Origin of the sequence: Azospirillum thermophilum (assembly GCF_003130795.1) — a bacterium.
Taxonomy (GTDB): Bacteria; Pseudomonadota; Alphaproteobacteria; order Azospirillales; family Azospirillaceae; genus Azospirillum; species Azospirillum thermophilum.
Genome location: NZ_CP029352.1, coordinates 407,368 through 424,173, shown reverse-complemented (window position 1 = coordinate 424,173; position 16,806 = coordinate 407,368). Strand labels below are relative to the sequence as shown.

The 16,806-nt window shown below is 71.3% G+C and carries 16 protein-coding genes and 1 pseudogene; 9 read left to right on the top strand and 8 right to left on the bottom strand.

Going from position 1 to position 16,806, the window contains the following annotated elements; all coding sequences use genetic code 11:
- Positions 1–25: 25 nt before the first annotated feature.
- The 4 genes and pseudogenes from ltrA to tpiA form a co-directional block, all read right to left on the bottom strand.
- On the bottom strand, positions 26–1,180 hold the full coding sequence (gene ltrA / locus DEW08_RS01895; RefSeq protein ID WP_245986072.1) for a group II intron reverse transcriptase/maturase: 1,155 nt from the start codon (positions 1,178–1,180) through the stop codon (positions 26–28).
- A gap of 658 nt (positions 1,181–1,838) precedes the next feature.
- On the bottom strand, positions 1,839–3,470 hold the full coding sequence (locus tag DEW08_RS01885) for a CTP synthase (RefSeq protein WP_109324026.1): 1,632 nt from the start codon (positions 3,468–3,470) through the stop codon (positions 1,839–1,841).
- Between the two features lie 134 nt (positions 3,471–3,604).
- Entirely contained in the window at positions 3,605–3,958 is a 354-nt protein-coding gene (gene secG, locus DEW08_RS01880) for a preprotein translocase subunit SecG (RefSeq protein WP_109324025.1), read from the bottom strand.
- A gap of 108 nt (positions 3,959–4,066) precedes the next feature.
- Positions 4,067–4,821 (bottom strand): annotated as a pseudogene (gene tpiA / locus DEW08_RS01875) (triose-phosphate isomerase).
- Between the two features lie 194 nt (positions 4,822–5,015).
- Between tpiA and DEW08_RS01870 the strand changes: the two are divergent.
- From DEW08_RS01870 to DEW08_RS01860, 3 genes are read left to right on the top strand one after another with little or no spacing between them, the layout of a single operon-like run.
- The gene (locus tag DEW08_RS01870; RefSeq protein WP_109324024.1) at positions 5,016–6,902 is read left to right on the top strand and encodes a peptidylprolyl isomerase; all 1,887 of its coding nucleotides are present in this window, start codon (positions 5,016–5,018) and stop codon (positions 6,900–6,902) included.
- Positions 6,903–6,943: 41 nt separating this feature from the next.
- Entirely contained in the window at positions 6,944–8,455 is a 1,512-nt protein-coding gene (gene trpE, locus DEW08_RS01865; protein ID WP_109324022.1) for an anthranilate synthase component I, read from the top strand.
- Between the two features lie 10 nt (positions 8,456–8,465).
- A complete protein-coding gene (locus DEW08_RS01860; RefSeq protein WP_109324020.1) occupies positions 8,466–9,260 on the top strand; it encodes a hypothetical protein in 795 nt (264 codons plus the stop codon).
- Between the two features lie 27 nt (positions 9,261–9,287).
- Here the strand turns inward: DEW08_RS01860 and DEW08_RS01855 are convergent, their stop codons facing one another.
- The 4 genes from DEW08_RS01855 to DEW08_RS01840 form a co-directional block, all read right to left on the bottom strand.
- A complete protein-coding gene (locus DEW08_RS01855; RefSeq protein WP_109324010.1) occupies positions 9,288–9,923 on the bottom strand; it encodes an aspartyl/asparaginyl beta-hydroxylase domain-containing protein in 636 nt (211 codons plus the stop codon).
- A gap of 133 nt (positions 9,924–10,056) precedes the next feature.
- The gene (locus DEW08_RS01850; RefSeq protein WP_109324009.1) at positions 10,057–10,287 is read right to left on the bottom strand and encodes an FmdB family zinc ribbon protein; all 231 of its coding nucleotides are present in this window, start codon (positions 10,285–10,287) and stop codon (positions 10,057–10,059) included.
- 88 nt (positions 10,288–10,375) lie between these two features.
- Complete coding sequence (locus DEW08_RS01845) at positions 10,376–10,579, bottom strand: heavy-metal-associated domain-containing protein (RefSeq protein ID WP_109324008.1); 204 nt, start codon at positions 10,577–10,579, stop codon at positions 10,376–10,378.
- A 31-nt stretch (positions 10,580–10,610) separates the two neighbouring features.
- The gene (locus tag DEW08_RS01840) at positions 10,611–11,741 is read right to left on the bottom strand and encodes a divergent polysaccharide deacetylase family protein (RefSeq protein ID WP_109324007.1); all 1,131 of its coding nucleotides are present in this window, start codon (positions 11,739–11,741) and stop codon (positions 10,611–10,613) included.
- 268 nt (positions 11,742–12,009) lie between these two features.
- Between DEW08_RS01840 and DEW08_RS01835 the strand changes: the two genes are divergently transcribed.
- The 6 genes from DEW08_RS01835 to DEW08_RS01810 are packed head-to-tail and all read left to right on the top strand — an operon-like array spanning position 12,010 to position 16,627.
- Positions 12,010–12,612 carry an anthranilate synthase component II gene (locus DEW08_RS01835; RefSeq protein WP_109325237.1) on the top strand — a complete coding sequence of 201 codons (603 nt, stop codon included), beginning with the start codon at positions 12,010–12,012 and terminating at the stop codon, positions 12,610–12,612.
- Positions 12,609–13,652, top strand: a complete 1,044-nt coding sequence (gene trpD, locus DEW08_RS01830; RefSeq protein ID WP_109323993.1) for an anthranilate phosphoribosyltransferase — start codon at positions 12,609–12,611, stop codon at positions 13,650–13,652. Before DEW08_RS01835 ends, trpD begins: the two co-directional genes overlap by 4 nt.
- Positions 13,649–14,437: an indole-3-glycerol phosphate synthase TrpC gene (gene trpC / locus DEW08_RS01825; RefSeq protein ID WP_109323992.1), complete on the top strand. Its 789-nt coding sequence runs from the start codon at positions 13,649–13,651 to the stop codon at positions 14,435–14,437. Before trpD ends, trpC begins: the two co-directional genes overlap by 4 nt.
- An 8-nt stretch (positions 14,438–14,445) precedes the next feature.
- Complete coding sequence (locus DEW08_RS01820; RefSeq protein WP_109323991.1) at positions 14,446–14,925, top strand: GNAT family N-acetyltransferase; 480 nt, start codon at positions 14,446–14,448, stop codon at positions 14,923–14,925.
- Entirely contained in the window at positions 14,922–15,401 is a 480-nt protein-coding gene (gene moaC / locus DEW08_RS01815) for a cyclic pyranopterin monophosphate synthase MoaC (protein WP_109323990.1), read from the top strand. The genes DEW08_RS01820 and moaC overlap by 4 nt, the downstream gene beginning before the upstream one ends.
- Positions 15,398–16,627 (top strand): molybdopterin molybdotransferase MoeA, encoded by a 1,230-nt coding sequence (locus tag DEW08_RS01810; RefSeq protein ID WP_109325236.1) that lies wholly within the window; start codon positions 15,398–15,400, stop codon positions 16,625–16,627. Before moaC ends, DEW08_RS01810 begins: the two co-directional genes overlap by 4 nt.
- Positions 16,628–16,806 lie beyond the last annotated feature (179 nt).

The following is a 16,806-nucleotide window of genomic DNA, read 5'->3' as shown; positions in this document are numbered from 1 at the left end:
CACCGGGCGGTTCGGGGGATTGAGGTCATGCGAGCCTGGGCAGTCCGAGTTGGTCTGCCCGTTTGATCGTGAGGACTGCATTGAGAAGCTTGCCGCTGTTGCCCCACCAGCGTCGGCCATTGGCCGCGATTTGTTGGGCGACGGCGGGCTTGGCCCCTCTGGCCGTCAGTTCCCGGAAGATGGTCTTCCCCCGCTTCCACTGCTTGAGCTGAATGGCCCGCAGCCGGTGGCGTATCCATTCGTCCAGCGTTCGCCGGACCTTTGGAGTTTGCGCCAGTCGGAAGTAGGCTTTCCAGCCCAGCAGGAAATCGCGCAGCCTCGCCACCACCGCGGCCATCGACCGTCCCGTCAGCCGGGGCGTCAGGTCGCGGATGTGGTCCTTGAACGCCGTGATCGCCTTGTCGGCGACCCTCCGCCTGACCTCTCCCTTCGGTCCGGCCCAGAAGGCATAGCCGAGGAATTTGCGGCCGAAGACGGGGGCCACGGCGCTCTTGGCTTCGTTCACCGTCAGGTGCAACCGGCCATGGAGGCGCCGCAGCAGGGCCATCACCCGCTCTCCCGCCCGACGCGACCGCACATGGACGTTGCAGTCGTCGGCGTAGCGGCAGAAGGCATGGCCCCGGCGTTCCAGTTCCTTGTCCACCTCGTCCAGGATCAGATTGGCCAGCAGCGGCGACAGCGGTCCCCCTTGCGGGGAGCCCGTCCGACGCCGTGCGACCGCCCCATCGTCCTCCATGACGCCGGCATCCAGGTAGGCCCGCACCAGCCGGATGATGGCCGGGTCCGGGACCCTCTTGGACAGACGGTCGATCGGAAGGTCATGGTCGATCCGGTCGAAGAACTTCTCCAGGTCCACATCCACGACGATCCGCCGGCCGGACTGCACGAAGCTTTGCGCCGCAAGGACGGCGTCGTGCGCACTCCGGCCGGGACGGAAGCCGTAACTGTGGTCGCTGAAGCCGGGATCGAGGATCGGCTGGAGAACTTGCAGCATCGCCTGTTGGATCAGGCGGTCCGTCACCGGGGGAATGCCGAGTGCGCGCTCGCCACCCCCAGGTTTCGGGATCATCACGCGACGCACCGGCTGCGGCCGGTACGTCCCCTCCCGCAGGCTGTCGCGGATCGCCGGCCAGCGGCTCTTCAGCAGTGCGGCGGTCTGGTCGATGTCCAGGCCGTCCACTCCCGCTGCACCCCCGTTGGCCCGCACCTTCCTCAACGCTCGCAGAAGGTTCTCTCGCGCCAGGACCGCATCCAGCAGCCCCGGCCCCATGGCGTCCGTGTCCCGGCGCGGGCGCTCGGCTTCGTCAAGACGGGCCTCCGGACGGGCTTCACCCGTCCTCCTCTCCCGCCTCCCGGATCGCTCCGGCATCTGACGCATGGCCTCACGCATCGTCGGGTGGACTCCATTCTCCCTCGTTCGGCCCTTCGGTCCGGCTCGCGCCTCGCCTACTATGGCCTCTGCTGACTTCCCGCTCCGGCTCGACGCCGTCGCCCTTTCAGGCGCAAGGCGGGATCTCCCCAGGTAAGAACGCGTTCCTTCGCTGCACGACCGCCGGATTTACGCCACCGACCCTTGGTCACAAGAGCTTCGCGGTTCCATGCCCGCTCGCCCTGGTCGGCACCGCCTCATATCCGGTTCTTGTTCATCGGCCCGCAGCTGCGATCCACGCTTCCTTCCCACGGTCGGTTGCCCTTCCGCAGTTGCGCTTCTCTTCGTTCGCCGTGACCAGCTTACGGAGGGACTTACACCCTCAAGAACGCGCCCATGCTGGGCGCACACGGAAAAGGCCCCTCCCCGGCGGGGGAAGGGCCTTCTCGCGATCCGGATGAGCGGGGGATCAGACCAGCCGGCTCTGCTCGATCGCCGCCTTGATGAAGGAGGTGAAGAGCGGGTGCGGGTCGAAGGGCTTGGACTTCAGCTCCGGGTGGAACTGGACGCCGATGAACCAGGGATGGTCCGGAATCTCGACGATCTCCGGCAGCTCCCCGTCCGGCGACAGGCCGGAGAACAGCATGCCGCAGGACTCCAGCCGCTCGCGGTAATAGGCGTTCACCTCGTACCGGTGGCGATGGCGCTCGGAGATGTCGGTGGTGCCGTAGATGCCCGCCACCTTGCTGTCCGGCAGCAGCTTGGCCGGATAGGCGCCCAGCCGCATGGTGCCGCCGAGGTCGCCCGACTCGGCCCGCTTCTCCAGCTGGTTGCCGCGCATCCACTCGGTCATCAGCCCGACCACCGGGTTGCCCGGCTTGCCGAGCTCGGTGGAGCCGGCGTCGACGATCTTCGCCATGTTGCGGGCGGCCTCGATCACCGCCATCTGCATGCCGAAGCAGATGCCGAAATAGGGCACCTTGCGCTCGCGGGCGAAGCGGGCGGCGCGGATCTTGCCTTCCGTCCCGCGCGAGCCGAAGCCGCCCGGCACCAGGATGCCGTGGACGTTCTCCAGCCGCTGCACGGCCGCCGCGTCGTCCTCGAAGATCTCCGAGTCGATCCAGTCGAGCTTGACGCGGACGTTGTTGGCGATGCCGCCGTGGGCCAGCGCCTCGGCCAGCGACTTGTAGCTGTCGAGCAGGCTGGTGTACTTGCCGACCACCGCGATGGTCACCTCGCCCTGCGGCTTGCGCACGCGGTCGACGATGGTGGTCCAGCGCGACAGGTCCGGCCCCTTGTCGGTCGGCAGGCCGAAATACTCCAGCACCTGGGTGTCGAAGCCTTCCTCGTGGTAGCTGACCGGCACCTCGTAGATGGTGTCGACGTCCAGCGCCGCGATGACCCGCTCCGGCCGGATGTTGCAGAACAGCGCGATCTTCTTGCGCTCGTTCTCCGGGATCGGGCGGTCGGCGCGGCACAGCAGGATGTTGGCCTGGATGCCGACGCTCAGCAGCTCCTTCACCGAATGCTGGGTCGGCTTGGTCTTCAGCTCGCCGGCGGTCGGGATGTAGGGCAGCAGCGTCAGGTGGACGAACAGCGCGTTCTCCTGCCCGACCTCGTTGCCGAACTGGCGGATCGCCTCCAGGAAGGGCAGCGACTCGATGTCGCCGACCGTGCCGCCGATCTCGATCAGGATGAAGTCCTCATCCGTGACGCCGTCGCGGATGAACTCCTTGATCTGGTCGGTGACGTGCGGGATCACCTGGACGGTGGCGCCCAGATAGTCGCCGCGCCGCTCCTTGGCGATCACGTTGGAGTAGATGCGGCCCGTGGTGATGTTGTCGCCCTTGCGCGCGGCCACGCCGGTGAACCGCTCGTAATGGCCCAGATCCAGGTCGGTCTCCGCCCCGTCGTCGGTCACATAGACCTCGCCGTGCTGGTAGGGGCTCATCGTGCCGGGATCGACGTTCAGATAGGGATCCAGCTTGCGCAGCCGCACCTTGTAGCCGCGTGCCTGGAGAAGCGCCCCAAGCGCCGCCGAGGCCAGGCCCTTGCCCAGCGAGGAAACGACGCCACCGGTGATGAAGATGTAGCGAGTCATGTCCGTCCGAAGACCTTGAGAGCTGTTCCGTTTCCCGACGAGGACGGCATCCGGAGGACACCTTCCTCAAAGGAAAGAGGCGGCTTCGGGGAGGCCGCCTCTCGTATCGCACCCGACCTGTTCGCCGCGACTGGTCAGCGGGCGACGGGCGGTGCAGGCTGGGCGGGTTCGGCCGGCTGAGCCGGGGCGGACTGCTGCGCCGGGGCGGTCGGCTGGGCCGGGATCCCCTGCGGCAGCGTGTCGATGATCGAGGTCGGCCGCGAATGCCCGCCGGCCAGGATCGCCAGAATGATGCTCGTCAGGAAAAAGCAGCCGGCCAGAATGCCCGTCGTGCGGGTCAGCAGGTTGGCCGTGCCGCGGGTGGTCATCATGCCGCCCATGTTGCCGCCGCCGATGCCCAGGCCGCCGCCTTCGGACCGCTGGATCAGGATGACGCCAACCAGCGCCACCGCGATCAGCAGATGAACCACCAGGATGACCGATTCCATGCGAAGCGCTTCCCCAAACCCGTCCTGAAAAATCGATAGCGCGCCACGGGCCGTTGATCGGGCCCGTGGCGCGCGCCCACTGTTTCTACCGCGCTACGACGGAAGATGCTAGCGGCAACTCGTCCCGATGGCCCAGAAATCGTCGGCCTTCAGCGACGCCCCGCCGACCAGCGCCCCGTCGACATTCTCCACCGCCATCAGCTCGGCCGCGTTGGACGGCTTGACCGAGCCGCCGTAGAGGATGCGCACGGCGTCCGGCTGCTCCACCTTGCCGGACAGCTCGGCCCGGATGTGGGCGTGCATCGCCTTGACGTCGTCGGGGTCGCGGTCTTGCCGGTGCCGATCGCCCAGACCGGCTCGTAGGCGATGACCGTGTTGGCGGCGGTGGCGCCGGCCGGGATCGAGCCCGCGAGCTGCGCGGAGACCACGGCGTCCGCCTGGCCGGCGTCGCGCTGCTGCTCCGTCTCGCCGACGCAGATGATGGCGACCAGCCCCTCCTTGTGCGCGGCCGCCGCCTTGGCGGCGATCAGCGCGTCGCCCTCGCCGTGGTCGGCGCGGCGCTCGGAATGGCCGAGGATGACGTAGCGGCAGCCGGCGTCCGTCAGCATCACCGGGCTGACGTCGCCGGTGTGGGCGCCGGAGGTCTTGAAGGAGCAGTCCTGCGCGCCGAGCGCCAGCGGGCTGTCCTTGATCGCCTCGGCCACCGGGAACAGCAGCGGGAAGGGCGGGCACACCAGCATGTCGAAGGCGACCGTGCCGGCGCCCTTCAGCCGCCCCGCGAGGTCCGAGGCGAGGGCGAGGCCGTCGGCCTTCAGCCCGTTCATCTTCCAGTTCCCGGCGATCAGCTTGCGGCGCTCGGCCATGGTGCAGTTCCTTCCTTATCGCTGGTGCGGGGTCGGGCCAGCTTCGCGCCCCTTCTAGCAAGCGCGGCAGCGGATTTCCACCCGCCCGGCCGGGAATCCCGGCGGGAAAACGGGAGTTGCCGGGCCATTTCCCGCTGCCTATGATGCGCCGCCCCGGCCCTGAGGCCGATCGACGTGCATTCACTTCGGGTCCCATGCTCCAGTTCATCCGCAATTTCGCCGGTTCGTGGATCGTCAAGATCCTGTTCGTGCTGCTCATCCTCAGCTTCGGCGTCTGGGGCATCGGCGACGTCGTCCGCCAGTCGGGCATCTCCGACACGGTGGCCGAGGTCGGCAAGGTCGAGATCAAGCGCGACGCGCTCGACCAGGAGTTCCGCCGCCAGATCGACCGGCTGCGCCCGATGCTGGGCGGCAACCTGACGGTGGAGCAGGCCAGGCAGTTCGGCCTGCTGGACCAGTCGCTGAACGGGCTGGTGCAGCGCACGCTGCTCGACCTCGCGGCCAAGGACGCCGGCATCAGCGTCGGGTCGGAGGTGGTCAAGCTGCGCATCGCCGACGAGCCGGCCTTCCGCAACCAGCAGGGCCAGTTCGACTCCAACCTGTTCCGCACGGTGCTGCGCAACAACCAGTTGACCGAGGACGGCTACGTGGCGCTGATCCGCCGCGAGACCGCGCGGGAGCTGGTGGCCGGCGCCGTCGGCGCCAGCGTCACCGCGCCCAAGCCGCTGGTCGAGGCGCTCTACCGCTTCCGCGGCGAGAAGCGCGTGGCCGAGGTGGTGACCCTGCCGAACGCCGGCATCGGCGACGTCGGCGCCCCCGACGATGCCGAGGTCACCCGGTCCTACGAGGACCATCAGGTCCGCTACACCGCGCCGGAGTACCGCGCGCTGACCGTCGCCACCCTGTCGGCCGACGCCATCGCCAGGGACATCGCCATCCCCGACGACCGGCTGCGCGCCGCCTATGACGAGCACGCCGCCGAGTTCACCACGCCGGAGAAGCGCTCCATCCAGATGGTCGTGGTGGACGACGAGGCGAAGGCGAAGCAGATCGCCGAGGCGGCCAGGTCCAAGGGCCTCGCCGCCGCCGCCAGGGACGCGGGCGTCGAGCCGCTGACCCTCGACGGCATCGCCCGCGACGAGTTGCCGGAGCTGGGCGACGCTGCCTTCTCGCTCGCCCAGGGCACGGTCGGCGAGCCGGTGAAGTCCGGCCTCGGCTGGCACGTCCTGTCGGTGACCGGCATCCAGCCGGCGACCGCCCGCAGCTTCGACGAGGTGCGCGAGCAGCTCCTGGCCGAGCTGCGCAAGGAGCAGGCGCTCGACTCGGTCTTCTCCATCGCCAACCGGGCGGAGGACCAGCTCGCCTCCGGCGCGCCGCTGGAGGAGGTCGCCCAGGCCCAGGGCCTCGTCCTGCGCAAGATCGCCGCGGTGGACAGCACCGGCAAGGCGCCGGACGGCAAGGACGCCGCCCCCGACCTGACGACGCTGAAATCGCTGCTGCCGGCTGCCTTCCAGCTCAAGGCCGGCGCCGCCTCCAACCTGTCGGAAGGCCCCAGCGGCGTCTTCACCGCGGTGCGCGTCGACAGCATCACCCCGGCCGCCGTCCGCCCGCTGGCCGAGGTGCGCGACCAGGTGGTCGCCGAATGGCAGGCGGAGAAGCGCGCCGCCGCCGCCGGCAAGAAGGCCGAGGAGATCGCCGCCCGGCTGAAGCAGGGCTCGGAGGCCGCGGCCCAGGACGTCGCCACCCAGGCCGGCGCCAGCTTCGCCATGACCGCCCCCTTCACCCGCGACGCCCGCTCGGTCGAAGGACTGCCCGGCGACATGGTCCGCAAGCTGTTCGAGGCCAAGCCCGGCGAGGTCGTCACAGGCGCCACCGCCGACTCCCAGGTGGTCGCCCGCCTGAAGGAGGTCATCGCCGCCGACCCGGCCGCCGCGGACGCCACCCTCGCCCAGGTCGAGAGCACGGTGACCCAGGGGCTGGAGAGCGACCTGATGGCCCAGTTCGGCAACGCGCTGCGCAGCCGCTACCCGGTCGTCATCCACCGCGACCGGATCGAGCAGTTCTTCGCCAACAGCAACTGACGCCCCGCCCCGGAAGGCAGGCCAAGAGAAGGTCCAGTGCCGTGAAGGTTCAGCCCGAATTCACCGCCTTCGACGCCGCCTACGCGGCCGGCAAGCCGCAGGTGGTGTGGACCACGCTGGTCAGCGACCTGGAGACCCCGGTCTCCGCCTACATGAAGCTGGCGGACGGCCGTCCCTTCGGCTTCCTTCTGGAGTCGGCGGAACGCGGGGCGGGCTCGCGGCGCGACCGCTATTCGGTGATCGGCTTCAAGCCCGACCTCGTCTGGCGCTGCCGGCGGGCCGGGGCGGAGGTCAACCGCGACGCCCTGCACGACCGCGACGCCTACGCGCCGCTGCCGGGCAAGCCGCTCGACACGCTGCGCGCCCTCATCAACGAGAGCCGCATCGAGCTGCCGGCCGAGCTGCCGCCGATGGCGGCCGGCCTGTTCGGCTACCTGACCTACGACATGGTCCGTCTGATGGAGCGTCTGCCCGACGACAACCCGGACGAGCTGAACATCCCCGACGCCATCCTGACCCGCCCCAGCATCGTCGCCATCTTCGACAGCCACACCGACTCGGTGACGCTGGTCACCCCGGTCTGGCCGAAGGCCGGGGTCGACGCGCGGGCCGCCTGGGCGGACGCGCGGGAGCGGCTGGACGACGCGCTGGCCGACCTGGAGCGTCCGCTGCCCTACCGGCGGGAGCCGCGCAGCGAGGCCGGGCTGCCGCTCGACTGGACCTCCAACACGACGCGCGAGGAGTATCACGCGATCGTCGAGCGGGCGAAGGAGTACATCCGCGCCGGCGACATCTTCCAGGTCGTGCCGTCCCAGCGCATCCGCTTCCCCTTCAAGCCGTCGCCGCTGGCGCTGTACCGCACGCTGCGCCGGCTGAACCCGTCGCCCTTCCTGTTCCATTGCGACTTCGGCGAGCTGACGCTGGTGGGCTCCAGCCCGGAGATCCTGGTGCGCGTGCGCGACGGCAAGGTGACCATCCGTCCCATCGCCGGCACCCGCAAGCGCGGCGCCACGCCGGAGGAGGACCAGGCGCTGGCCGACGACCTGCTGAACGACCCGAAGGAGCTGGCCGAGCATCTGATGCTGCTCGACCTCGGCCGCAACGACGTCGGCCGCGTGGCGAAGATCGGCACGGTCAAGGTCACGCAGAAGATGATCGTCGAGCTCTACAGCCACGTCATGCACATCGTCTCCAACGTGGAGGGCGAGCTGGATCCGGCGCATGACGCGCTCGACGCGCTGGTGGCGGGTTTCCCCGCCGGCACGGTGTCCGGCGCGCCGAAGGTCCGCGCCATGGAGATCATCGACGAGCTGGAGAAGGCCCGCCGCGGCGTCTATGCCGGCTGCGTCGGCTATTTCGGCGCCTCGGGAGCCATGGACACCTGCATCGCGCTGCGCACCGCCGTGCTGAAGGACGGCATGATGTATGTCCAGGCCGGCGGCGGCGTGGTCGCCGACAGCGACCCGGAGGCCGAGTATCAGGAGACGGTCAACAAGGCCAAGGCCCTGATCCGCGCGGCGGAGGAGACGATCCGCGCCACCGCGGACCGCTGATTCCCGCCCCATGCCGTTCGACGCGGTGCTGCTGCTGCCGCTGCTGATCAAGATCGCGGCGGCCGCACTGGTCGTCGTCGTCGCCTCCATCGTCTCGGAGAAGGCGGGACCGGCGATCGGCGGCATCATCTCCACCCTGCCCGTCTCGACCGGGCCGGCCTATGTGCTGCTCGCCCTGGAGCATGACGACCGCTTCATCGCCGACAGCGCGCTGTCCAGCCTCGTCACCAACGGGGCGATGATCCTGTTCCTGGCGGCGCTGGTGCGGGCGGCGCCGCGTTTCGGCATGGCCGCCACGGTGGGGCTGGCCTCGGCCCTGTGGATCGGCCTGGCCGTACTGCTGCGCGCCGCCGGGCCGTGGAGCCTGACGGGCGCCCTGCTGGTCAACCTCGCCGCCTATGGGCTGGCCGCCCTGGCGGTGCGGACGCCGCCGGACCATGCCGCATCGCCGCGCCGTCCGGTGGCCCGCTGGTACGACATCCCGGCCCGCGCCGCGCTGGTCGGGCTGCTGGTCGCCACGGTGACGACCGCCAGCCATGTCATCGGGCCGACCGCTACCGGCATCGCCGCCATCTATCCCATCGCCCTGACCAGCCTCGCCGTGATCCTGCACAGCCGCCTGGGCGGCACGGCGGTAGCGGCGGCGATGCGCAGCGCCCTGGTCACCAATCCCGGCTTCGCGCTGTGCGTCCTCTGCGCCCACCTGACCGCCGAGCCGCTCGGCCGCGCCGCGGCGCTCGCCCTGGCGCTGGCGGTCTCGCTGGCCTGGGCCGTCGGCGTGCTGGCACTGCGGCGGCGGGGCTGAGCGTCCGGGGGGCGAGCGTCGGGGCCGCTAGGCGGCGGACCGGGCGCGCGACGACAGCAGCAGCCCGACCGCTTCACTGGCCAGACGCTCCCGCAAGGCCAGTTCGGCGGACAGGACCGGCGGGAACAGCGCGGCGACCGGCGGCACGCTCAGCACGTCGACGACCAGCACGATGCGCTCCCGGGCGGCGGGGTTTTCCACCTGATGGGGGAAGCAGAAGTCGCCGGTCCAGCACTGCCCCTCGGGATAGGCGGCGGACTCGTGGCCGATCAGGGTCACCGCACCCGGCGGCTGATGGATCGGGATCAGCAGGCGGGTCTCGGCCCGGTGCAGGGCCTGATTGTCGTAATGCCATGCGAGGCTGCCCCCCGGCGGCTGGCGCAGCAGATGCGCCCGCCGCACCGGCCACTCCGTCCGCGCCGCCAGCAGGGCGCCGACGCTCGGCATGAAGGCAGCCGCCGGGCACGGGTCGCGCCCGTCGAACAGCGGGACGGAGGTCCAGCCGCTGCCGGATCCCGCGCCGAAATGCCCCCGCTCCCCCTCCGGCAGCGCGGCGTCCAGCGCGGCATACTCCGCCTGCAGCGCTCCCGCGTCGAGCCGGAGGGCGGCCGGAGCGTGCAGCACGAGGCCGCTGCCCTCGGTGACGCGACGAAAGGACTCCATGCTGCCGCCTCGTTCCGATATCCACACCGCGCAGGATGCCGGACGGCACCCCCGCGACCACGCTATCGAACCGGGCCGCCGCAGGTCCATCGGTAATTGCAGGAGTTCTGGAACCGCTCCTTCGGACGGGCGGTCAGATCTTCGACCGCTCGGCCTTGCTGTAGTTGCTGAAGTGTCCCTCGCGTGCCGCGGCACGCCGCGCCGTCTTCAGCATCTCGCCCGAGCTGCCGGGGGTGGCGGGACGGGAGACGAGCTTCTCCCGCGCCGTCGAGCCGCAGGACGGGCAGGCGGGCGTTTCGGCGCCGCGGACCAGCGTCTCGAACGGGTGGTCGCAGGCGGTGCAGCGGTATGAGTACAGCGGCATGGGACCTCGCACGGGATCGGTGTCGGGATCCCGTCGAGTATCCGCTGAAAACCGCAACTCTTGAAGGGTTTTTGTGCGGTTGCGAAGATTATGCCGCACCGCGGAAGTCGAAGCCGGCGGCCTCCACCGCCCGCTTCACCGTGTCGGCCGGCACGCCGCCGTCCACCGTCACCGTGCCGTTGGCCAGGTCGACCGTCACCGCCGCCGACGGGGCGGCCTTGGTGATGGCGTTGGTCACCGACCGGGCGCAGCCGCCGCAGGTCATGCCGTCCACCTTGTAGCTATCGGCCATCTCTCGTTCCTCCTGGAGCACGCATCGCGGGTCAGCCGCCGGCATGGTGGGCCTTCACCACCGCGCTGACCGGCACCAGCACGAACCCACGCTTTTGCACCTCCGGCATCCAGGACGCCAGGGCCTCGATTGTCGCATCGTGCGGATGGCCGATGGCGATGGCATAGCCCTGGCTGCGCGCCACCTGCTCGGTCTTCCGCAGCTGGGCGAGCACGGCCGGCACGGTCATGTCGTTGTCGAGGAAGATGTCGCGGGCGGCGTAGGGCATCCTCATCTCCCGCGCCAGCGCGATGCCGGCGCTGTTGGGCGTGGTCCGGCTGTCCAGCCACAACAGCCCGCGGCGCTGGAGTTCCCCCAGCACCGGCGCCATCAGGCTGCGGTCGGCGGTGAAGCGGCTGCCCATGTGGTTGTTGACCCCGACATAGCCGTCGAAGCTGCCGAGCGCCGCCGCCACCCGCCGCTGGATCTCGCCGCGGTCGAGCGAGACGAGCAGCGCCCCCGGCCCCGGATCCGCCTTGACGCTCGGCTCCATCGGCAGGTGCAGCATCAGCTCGTGCCCGTTGGCGCGGGCGGCCTTGGCCTGGCCCTGCAGGTCATGGGCATAGGGCAGCCAGGACAGCGTCAGCGGCCCCGCCAGCGACGCCATCCGGGTCGAACGCTTGCGGTCCACCCCCATGTCGTCGATCACGATGGCGATGGCCGGCTTGTCCGTCGCCGGCTTCGAGGGCAGGGCGTTGCGCCGCCAGGCCGGCGTGCCGGACGGCGCCTGGGATGGCGGCAGCGGCGGCGGCAGCATCGCCACCACCGGCTTGACCGGCGGCGGCGGGACGGCGGGGGCATGGGCCGGCTCCTCCGCCGGGCTGCCCGGCTCCGGCTCGGTTGTCGGATAGGCCCCCTCCTCCTCGTCGGGCGAGGGCAGCGCGGCGGTCGCCGCGGGCGGGGGGGCCGGCTTGGCGGCGGGCGGCGCCGGGACGCCCGCCACCGGCTTCGGCGGCGCATCCCCGCCGGAGGAGCCGCCGAGGCGGGAGAGGCCGAAGCCCAGGGCGAACACCAGCGCGACGGCGATGGCGGCCAGCAGGAACGGGTTCTGGACGGCAGGGAAACGGATGGCAGGGAAACGGGCCGCGGCCTTGCGGGGTTTGCGCGGCGACTTCTTCGGCATCGGGAGGTCTCGAACCCATGGGACGGCGTACGGTCGGCCGCACACTGTCACCGGCTGCACCGCGCCGCAACTGGACAAAGGAGAGACCGGGGGGAGAGACCGGGGGAAGAGACCGGGGGAAGAGACCGGGGAAGAGACCGCAGCCCCCCGATGCGCCGCCGGAACGGCCCCAAAGGCTGGAAATCCGTCATGCCAGCGGCTAGGGTAGCGTCCCACGAAGGATGCCGGACCTGTGCTGCCGGCACGGCGAAGCTTGGGGCGCCCCTGGATGCTGCTGCTCATCGACAATTACGACAGCTTTACCTACAACCTCGTCCATTACCTGGGCGAGCTGGGCGCCGAGGTGCGGGTCGTCCGCAACGACCAGATGACGGTGGCGGAGGCGATGGCGCTCCGCCCCGGCGGCATCCTGCTGTCGCCCGGCCCCTGCGACCCCGACCGCGCCGGCATCTGCCTTCCCCTGATCGCCGCCGCCGCCGAGGCGCGGCTGCCCCTGATGGGGGTCTGCCTCGGCCACCAGGCGATCGGCCAGGCCTTCGGCGGGCGCGTCGTCCGTGCCCCCGTCCCGATGCACGGCAAGGTGGACAACATCCGTCACGAGGGGCGCGGCGTGCTGGCCGGCCTGCCCTCGCCCTTCCGCGCCACCCGCTACCACTCGCTGATCGTCGAGCGCGCGACCCTGCCCGACTGCCTCGACCCGGTGGGCGAGACGGCGGACGGCCTCATCATGGCGCTGGCCCACCGCAAGCTGCCGATCCACGGCGTGCAGTTCCATCCCGAGAGCATCGAGAGCGAGCACGGCCACCGCATCCTCAGGAATTTCCTCGACCTGACCGCCCCGGGCGGCGACCGGCTGGAGACGGCGGCATGAGCGGCACCGGCGACATCACCGATATGAAGTCCCTGATCGCCAAGGTCGCCACCGGCGCCACCCTGTCGGAGGAGGAGGCCGGGCTCGCCTTCGACATCATCATGTCGGGCAACGCCACCCCGTCGCAGATGGGCGGCTTCCTGATGGCGCTGCGGGTGCGCGGCGAGACGGTGGACGAGATCACCGGCGCCGCCCGCGTCATGCGGGCCAAGGCGATCCCGGTCGACGCGCCGGACGGCACCATCGACACCTGCGGCACCGGCGGCGACGGGGTCGGCACCTACAACATCTCGACCGCCGCGGCGCTGGTGCTCGCCGCCTGCGGCCTGCCGGTCGCCAAGCACGGCAACCGCGCCATGTCCTCCAAGTCCGGCGCGGCCGACGTGCTGGGGGCGCTCGGCGTCAATCTCGACTGCGACATGGCGCTGATCCGCAAGGCACTGTGGGAGGCCAACATCGGCTTCCTGATGGCGCCGCGCCACCATCTCGCCATGCGCAACGTCGGCCCGACCCGCGTCGAGCTCGGCACCCGCACCATCTTCAACCTGATGGGCCCGCTGTCCAACCCGGCCACCGCGCGGCGCCAGCTCCTCGGCGTCTTCGCCCGCCAGTGGGTCGAGCCGCTCGCCCATGTGCTGAAGCGGCTGGGCTCGGAAGCCGCCTGGATCGTCCACGGTTCCGACGGGCTCGACGAGATCACCACCACCGGCCCGACCACCGTCGCCCAGCTCCGGGACGGCGAGGTGACGGTGTTCGAGGTGACGCCGGAGGAGGCCGGGCTGCCCCGCGCCAGCATCGAGGACCTGAAGGGCGGCGACGCCCAGGTCAACGCCGAGGCGATCCACGCCCTGTTCGACGGGGTGCGCAGCCCCTACCGCGACATCGTGCTGCTGAACGCCGCCGCGGCGCTGCTGGTCGCCGGCCGGGTGCAGACCCTGAAGGACGGCGTCGCCCAGGCGGCGCAGGCCATCGACAGCGGCGGCGCCCGCATGACGCTGCAGCGCCTCGTCGCCATCACCAACCAGGGAGCCGCGGCATGAGCGACGTCCTCGCCCGCATCTGCGACGACAAGCGCGCCCTCGTCGCGTCCCGCAAGTTCGCCCGGCCGCCGGGCGAGGTTGAGGCCGCCGCCCGCGCCGCCGACCCGCCGCGCGGCTTCGTCCGCGCCCTGCGCGAGGCCGTCGCCGCCGGCCGCTACGGCCTGATCGCCGAGATCAAGAAGGCGAGCCCGTCCAAGGGCCTGATCCGCCCCGACTTCGACCCGCCGGCGCTGGCCCGCGCCTATCGCGAGGGCGGCGCCACCTGCCTGTCGGTGCTGACGGACGAGCCCTATTTCCAGGGCTGCGACGCCTATCTGGTGGCCGCCCGCGCCGCGGTCGACCTGCCGGTCCTGCGCAAGGACTTCATGGTGGACCCCTACCAGATCGCCGAATCCCGCGCGCTCGGCGCCGACTGCATCCTCATCATCATGGCCGCCCTGTCCGACGCCCAGGCGCAGGAGATCGAAGAGGCGGCCATCGCCCATCGGCTCGACGTGCTGGTCGAGGTCCACAACCGCGAGGAGCTGGACCGCGCGCTGGCGCTGAAATCGCCCCTGCTCGGCGTCAACAACCGCAACCTCAAGACGCTGGCCGTCGATCTGGCGACCACCGAGGCGCTGGCCGCCCACGTCCCGGCCGACCGCATGCTGGTGGCGGAGAGCGGACTCTACGGCCCGGCCGACCTGTCGCGCATGGCGGCGGTGGGGGCGCGCTGCTTCCTGGTCGGCGAGTCGCTGATGCGGCAGGAGGATGTGACCGCCGCCACCCGCGCCCTTCTCGCCTGAGCCGCCCGATGACCGTGGCCCCGGCATCCCTGACCATCGCGCGGGAGGATCCGCGGCAGCCCGAGGCCGGCGCCCTGGTCGCCGAGCTGGACGAGCATCTGCGCGCCATCTACCCGGTCACGGTCTGCCACCTGCTCGACATCGAGTCGCTGGCCGGCCCCGACGTGCGCTTCTTCGTGGCGCGGATCGACGGCCGGGCGGTCGGCTGCGGCGCCCTGCGCATCGACCCGGAGGGCTACGGCGAGGTCAAGCGCATGTATGTGCGGCCCGGCGCCCGCGGCGCCGGCCTCGGCCGCCGCCTGCTCGACCGGCTGGAGGAGGAGGCGCGCGGCCTCGCCCTCGCCGCCCTGCGGCTGGAGACCGGTGTGGCGCAACCGGAGGCGGTCGCCCTCTACCGCAAGGCCGGCTTCACCGGCCGCGGCCCCTACGCCGATTATCCGGACGACCCGTTGTCCATCTTCCTCGAAAAGGCTTTGGTGACCCCATGAGCGGCTTCACCCATTTCGACGCCGAAGGGCGCGCCGTGATGGTCGACGTCTCCGACAAGACGGAGACGGAGCGCACCGCCACGGCCCGCGGCTCGGTCCTCATGCAGCCGGAAACGCTGAAGCTGATCCTCGACGGCGGCGTGAAGAAGGGCGACGTGCTGTCGGTCGCCCGTCTGGCCGGCATCATGGGGGCCAAGCGCACGCCCGACCTGATCCCGCTGTGCCACCCGCTGGCGCTGACCTCGGTGAAGGTCGACCTGACCTGCGACCCCGGGCGCAATGCGGTGGACATCACCGCGACCTGCAAGCTGAAGGGCCGCACCGGGGTCGAGATGGAGGCGCTGACCGCCGTCAGCGTCGCCGCCCTGACCGTCTACGACATGTGCAAGGCGGTGGACCGCGGCATGACCATCACCGGCGTGCAACTCGTCCACAAGGCCGGCGGCAAGAGCGGCGAGTGGGGAACCGCCTCGTGATCCCGGTCGCGGAGGCCCGTGCGCGCATCCTCGCCACCTTCGGTCCACTGCCGGCGGAGACCGTCGCCCTGCCCGACGCGCTCGGCCGCGTCCTGGCGGAGCCGGTGGTCGCCCGCCTGACCCAGCCGCCCTTCGACGCCGCCGCCATGGACGGCTGGGCGGTGCGCGCCGACGACATCGCCCGGGCGCAGCCCGGCTCCCCCGTCGCCCTGCGCCGCATCGGCGAGTCCGCCGCCGGCCACGCCTTCGCCGGTACGGTCGGCCCGGGCGAGGCGGTGCGCATCTTCACCGGCGCGCCAGTCCCGGCCGGCGCCGACGCCGTGGTGATGCAGGAGGATTGCGAGGCCGACGACGGCCATGTCCGGGTCGGCCGGGCCGTGGCCGCCGGCCGCTTCATCCGCTCCGCCGGCTTCGACTTCACCGCCAGGCAGGAACTGATCCCGCGCGGACGCCGCCTGACCGCGCGCGACGTCGCGCTGGCCGCCGGCGCCAACATCCCCTGGCTCAGCGTCCACCGCCGCCCGCGTGTCGCCGTGCTCGCCACCGGCGACGAGATCGCGCTTCCCGGCGAGCCGCTGGGGCCGAGCCAGATCGTCAGCACCAACGCGCTCGGCCTCTGCGCGCTTGCGGTGGCGGAGGGAGCCATCGCCCTCAACCTCGGCATCGCGCGCGACACGGCGGAAAGCCTCGCGGCGCTGGCTGCCGGGGCGGCCGGCTGCGACCTGCTTGTGACCACCGGCGGGGCGGCGGCGGGCGACTACGACCTCGTGCGCGACGTGCTGGCCGACAAGGGCGTGACGCTGGCCGTGCAGAGCACCGCCATGCGGCCGGGCAAGGCGCTGATGTTCGGCCGGGCGAACGGCGTGCCGCTGCTCGGCCTGCCGGGCAACCCGGTGTCGAGCGGCGTCACCGGCCTGATCTTCCTGCGGCCGATCCTGCGCGTGCTGCAGGGCCTGCCGCCGGACGAGCCGGGCGGCCCGCATCACGCCCGCCTCGGCGCCCCGCTGCGGGCCAACGACCGGCGCGAGGATTATCTGCGCGCCACCCTCTCGCGCACGGCGGACGGGGAACTGGTCGCCACTCCCTTCCCGCGCCAGGACAGCGCCATCACCTCGCTCTACGCCAGGGCCGACTGCCTCGTCGTCCGCCCGCCCCACGCCCCGCCGGCCGAAGCGGGCGAGCGCGTCACGATCATCCCGCTGTCCGGCGGCTGCCTGTCGGTGTGACCGCGGGACAAGCTCGTCAGGCAGGGCGCTGTCCGCCGGCCGGCGCCCGCCCTCTCTTTTCCTCTTGTTCTTGCCGTGTTCCAGCGCGCCCCGTAGTCTCGGCGGCGACACCGGCTCTCCGTGCGCCCTCATATCCCTGAACGGGTGCCGTCCTTGTGCGGAGGCTGCACAACGGCCGT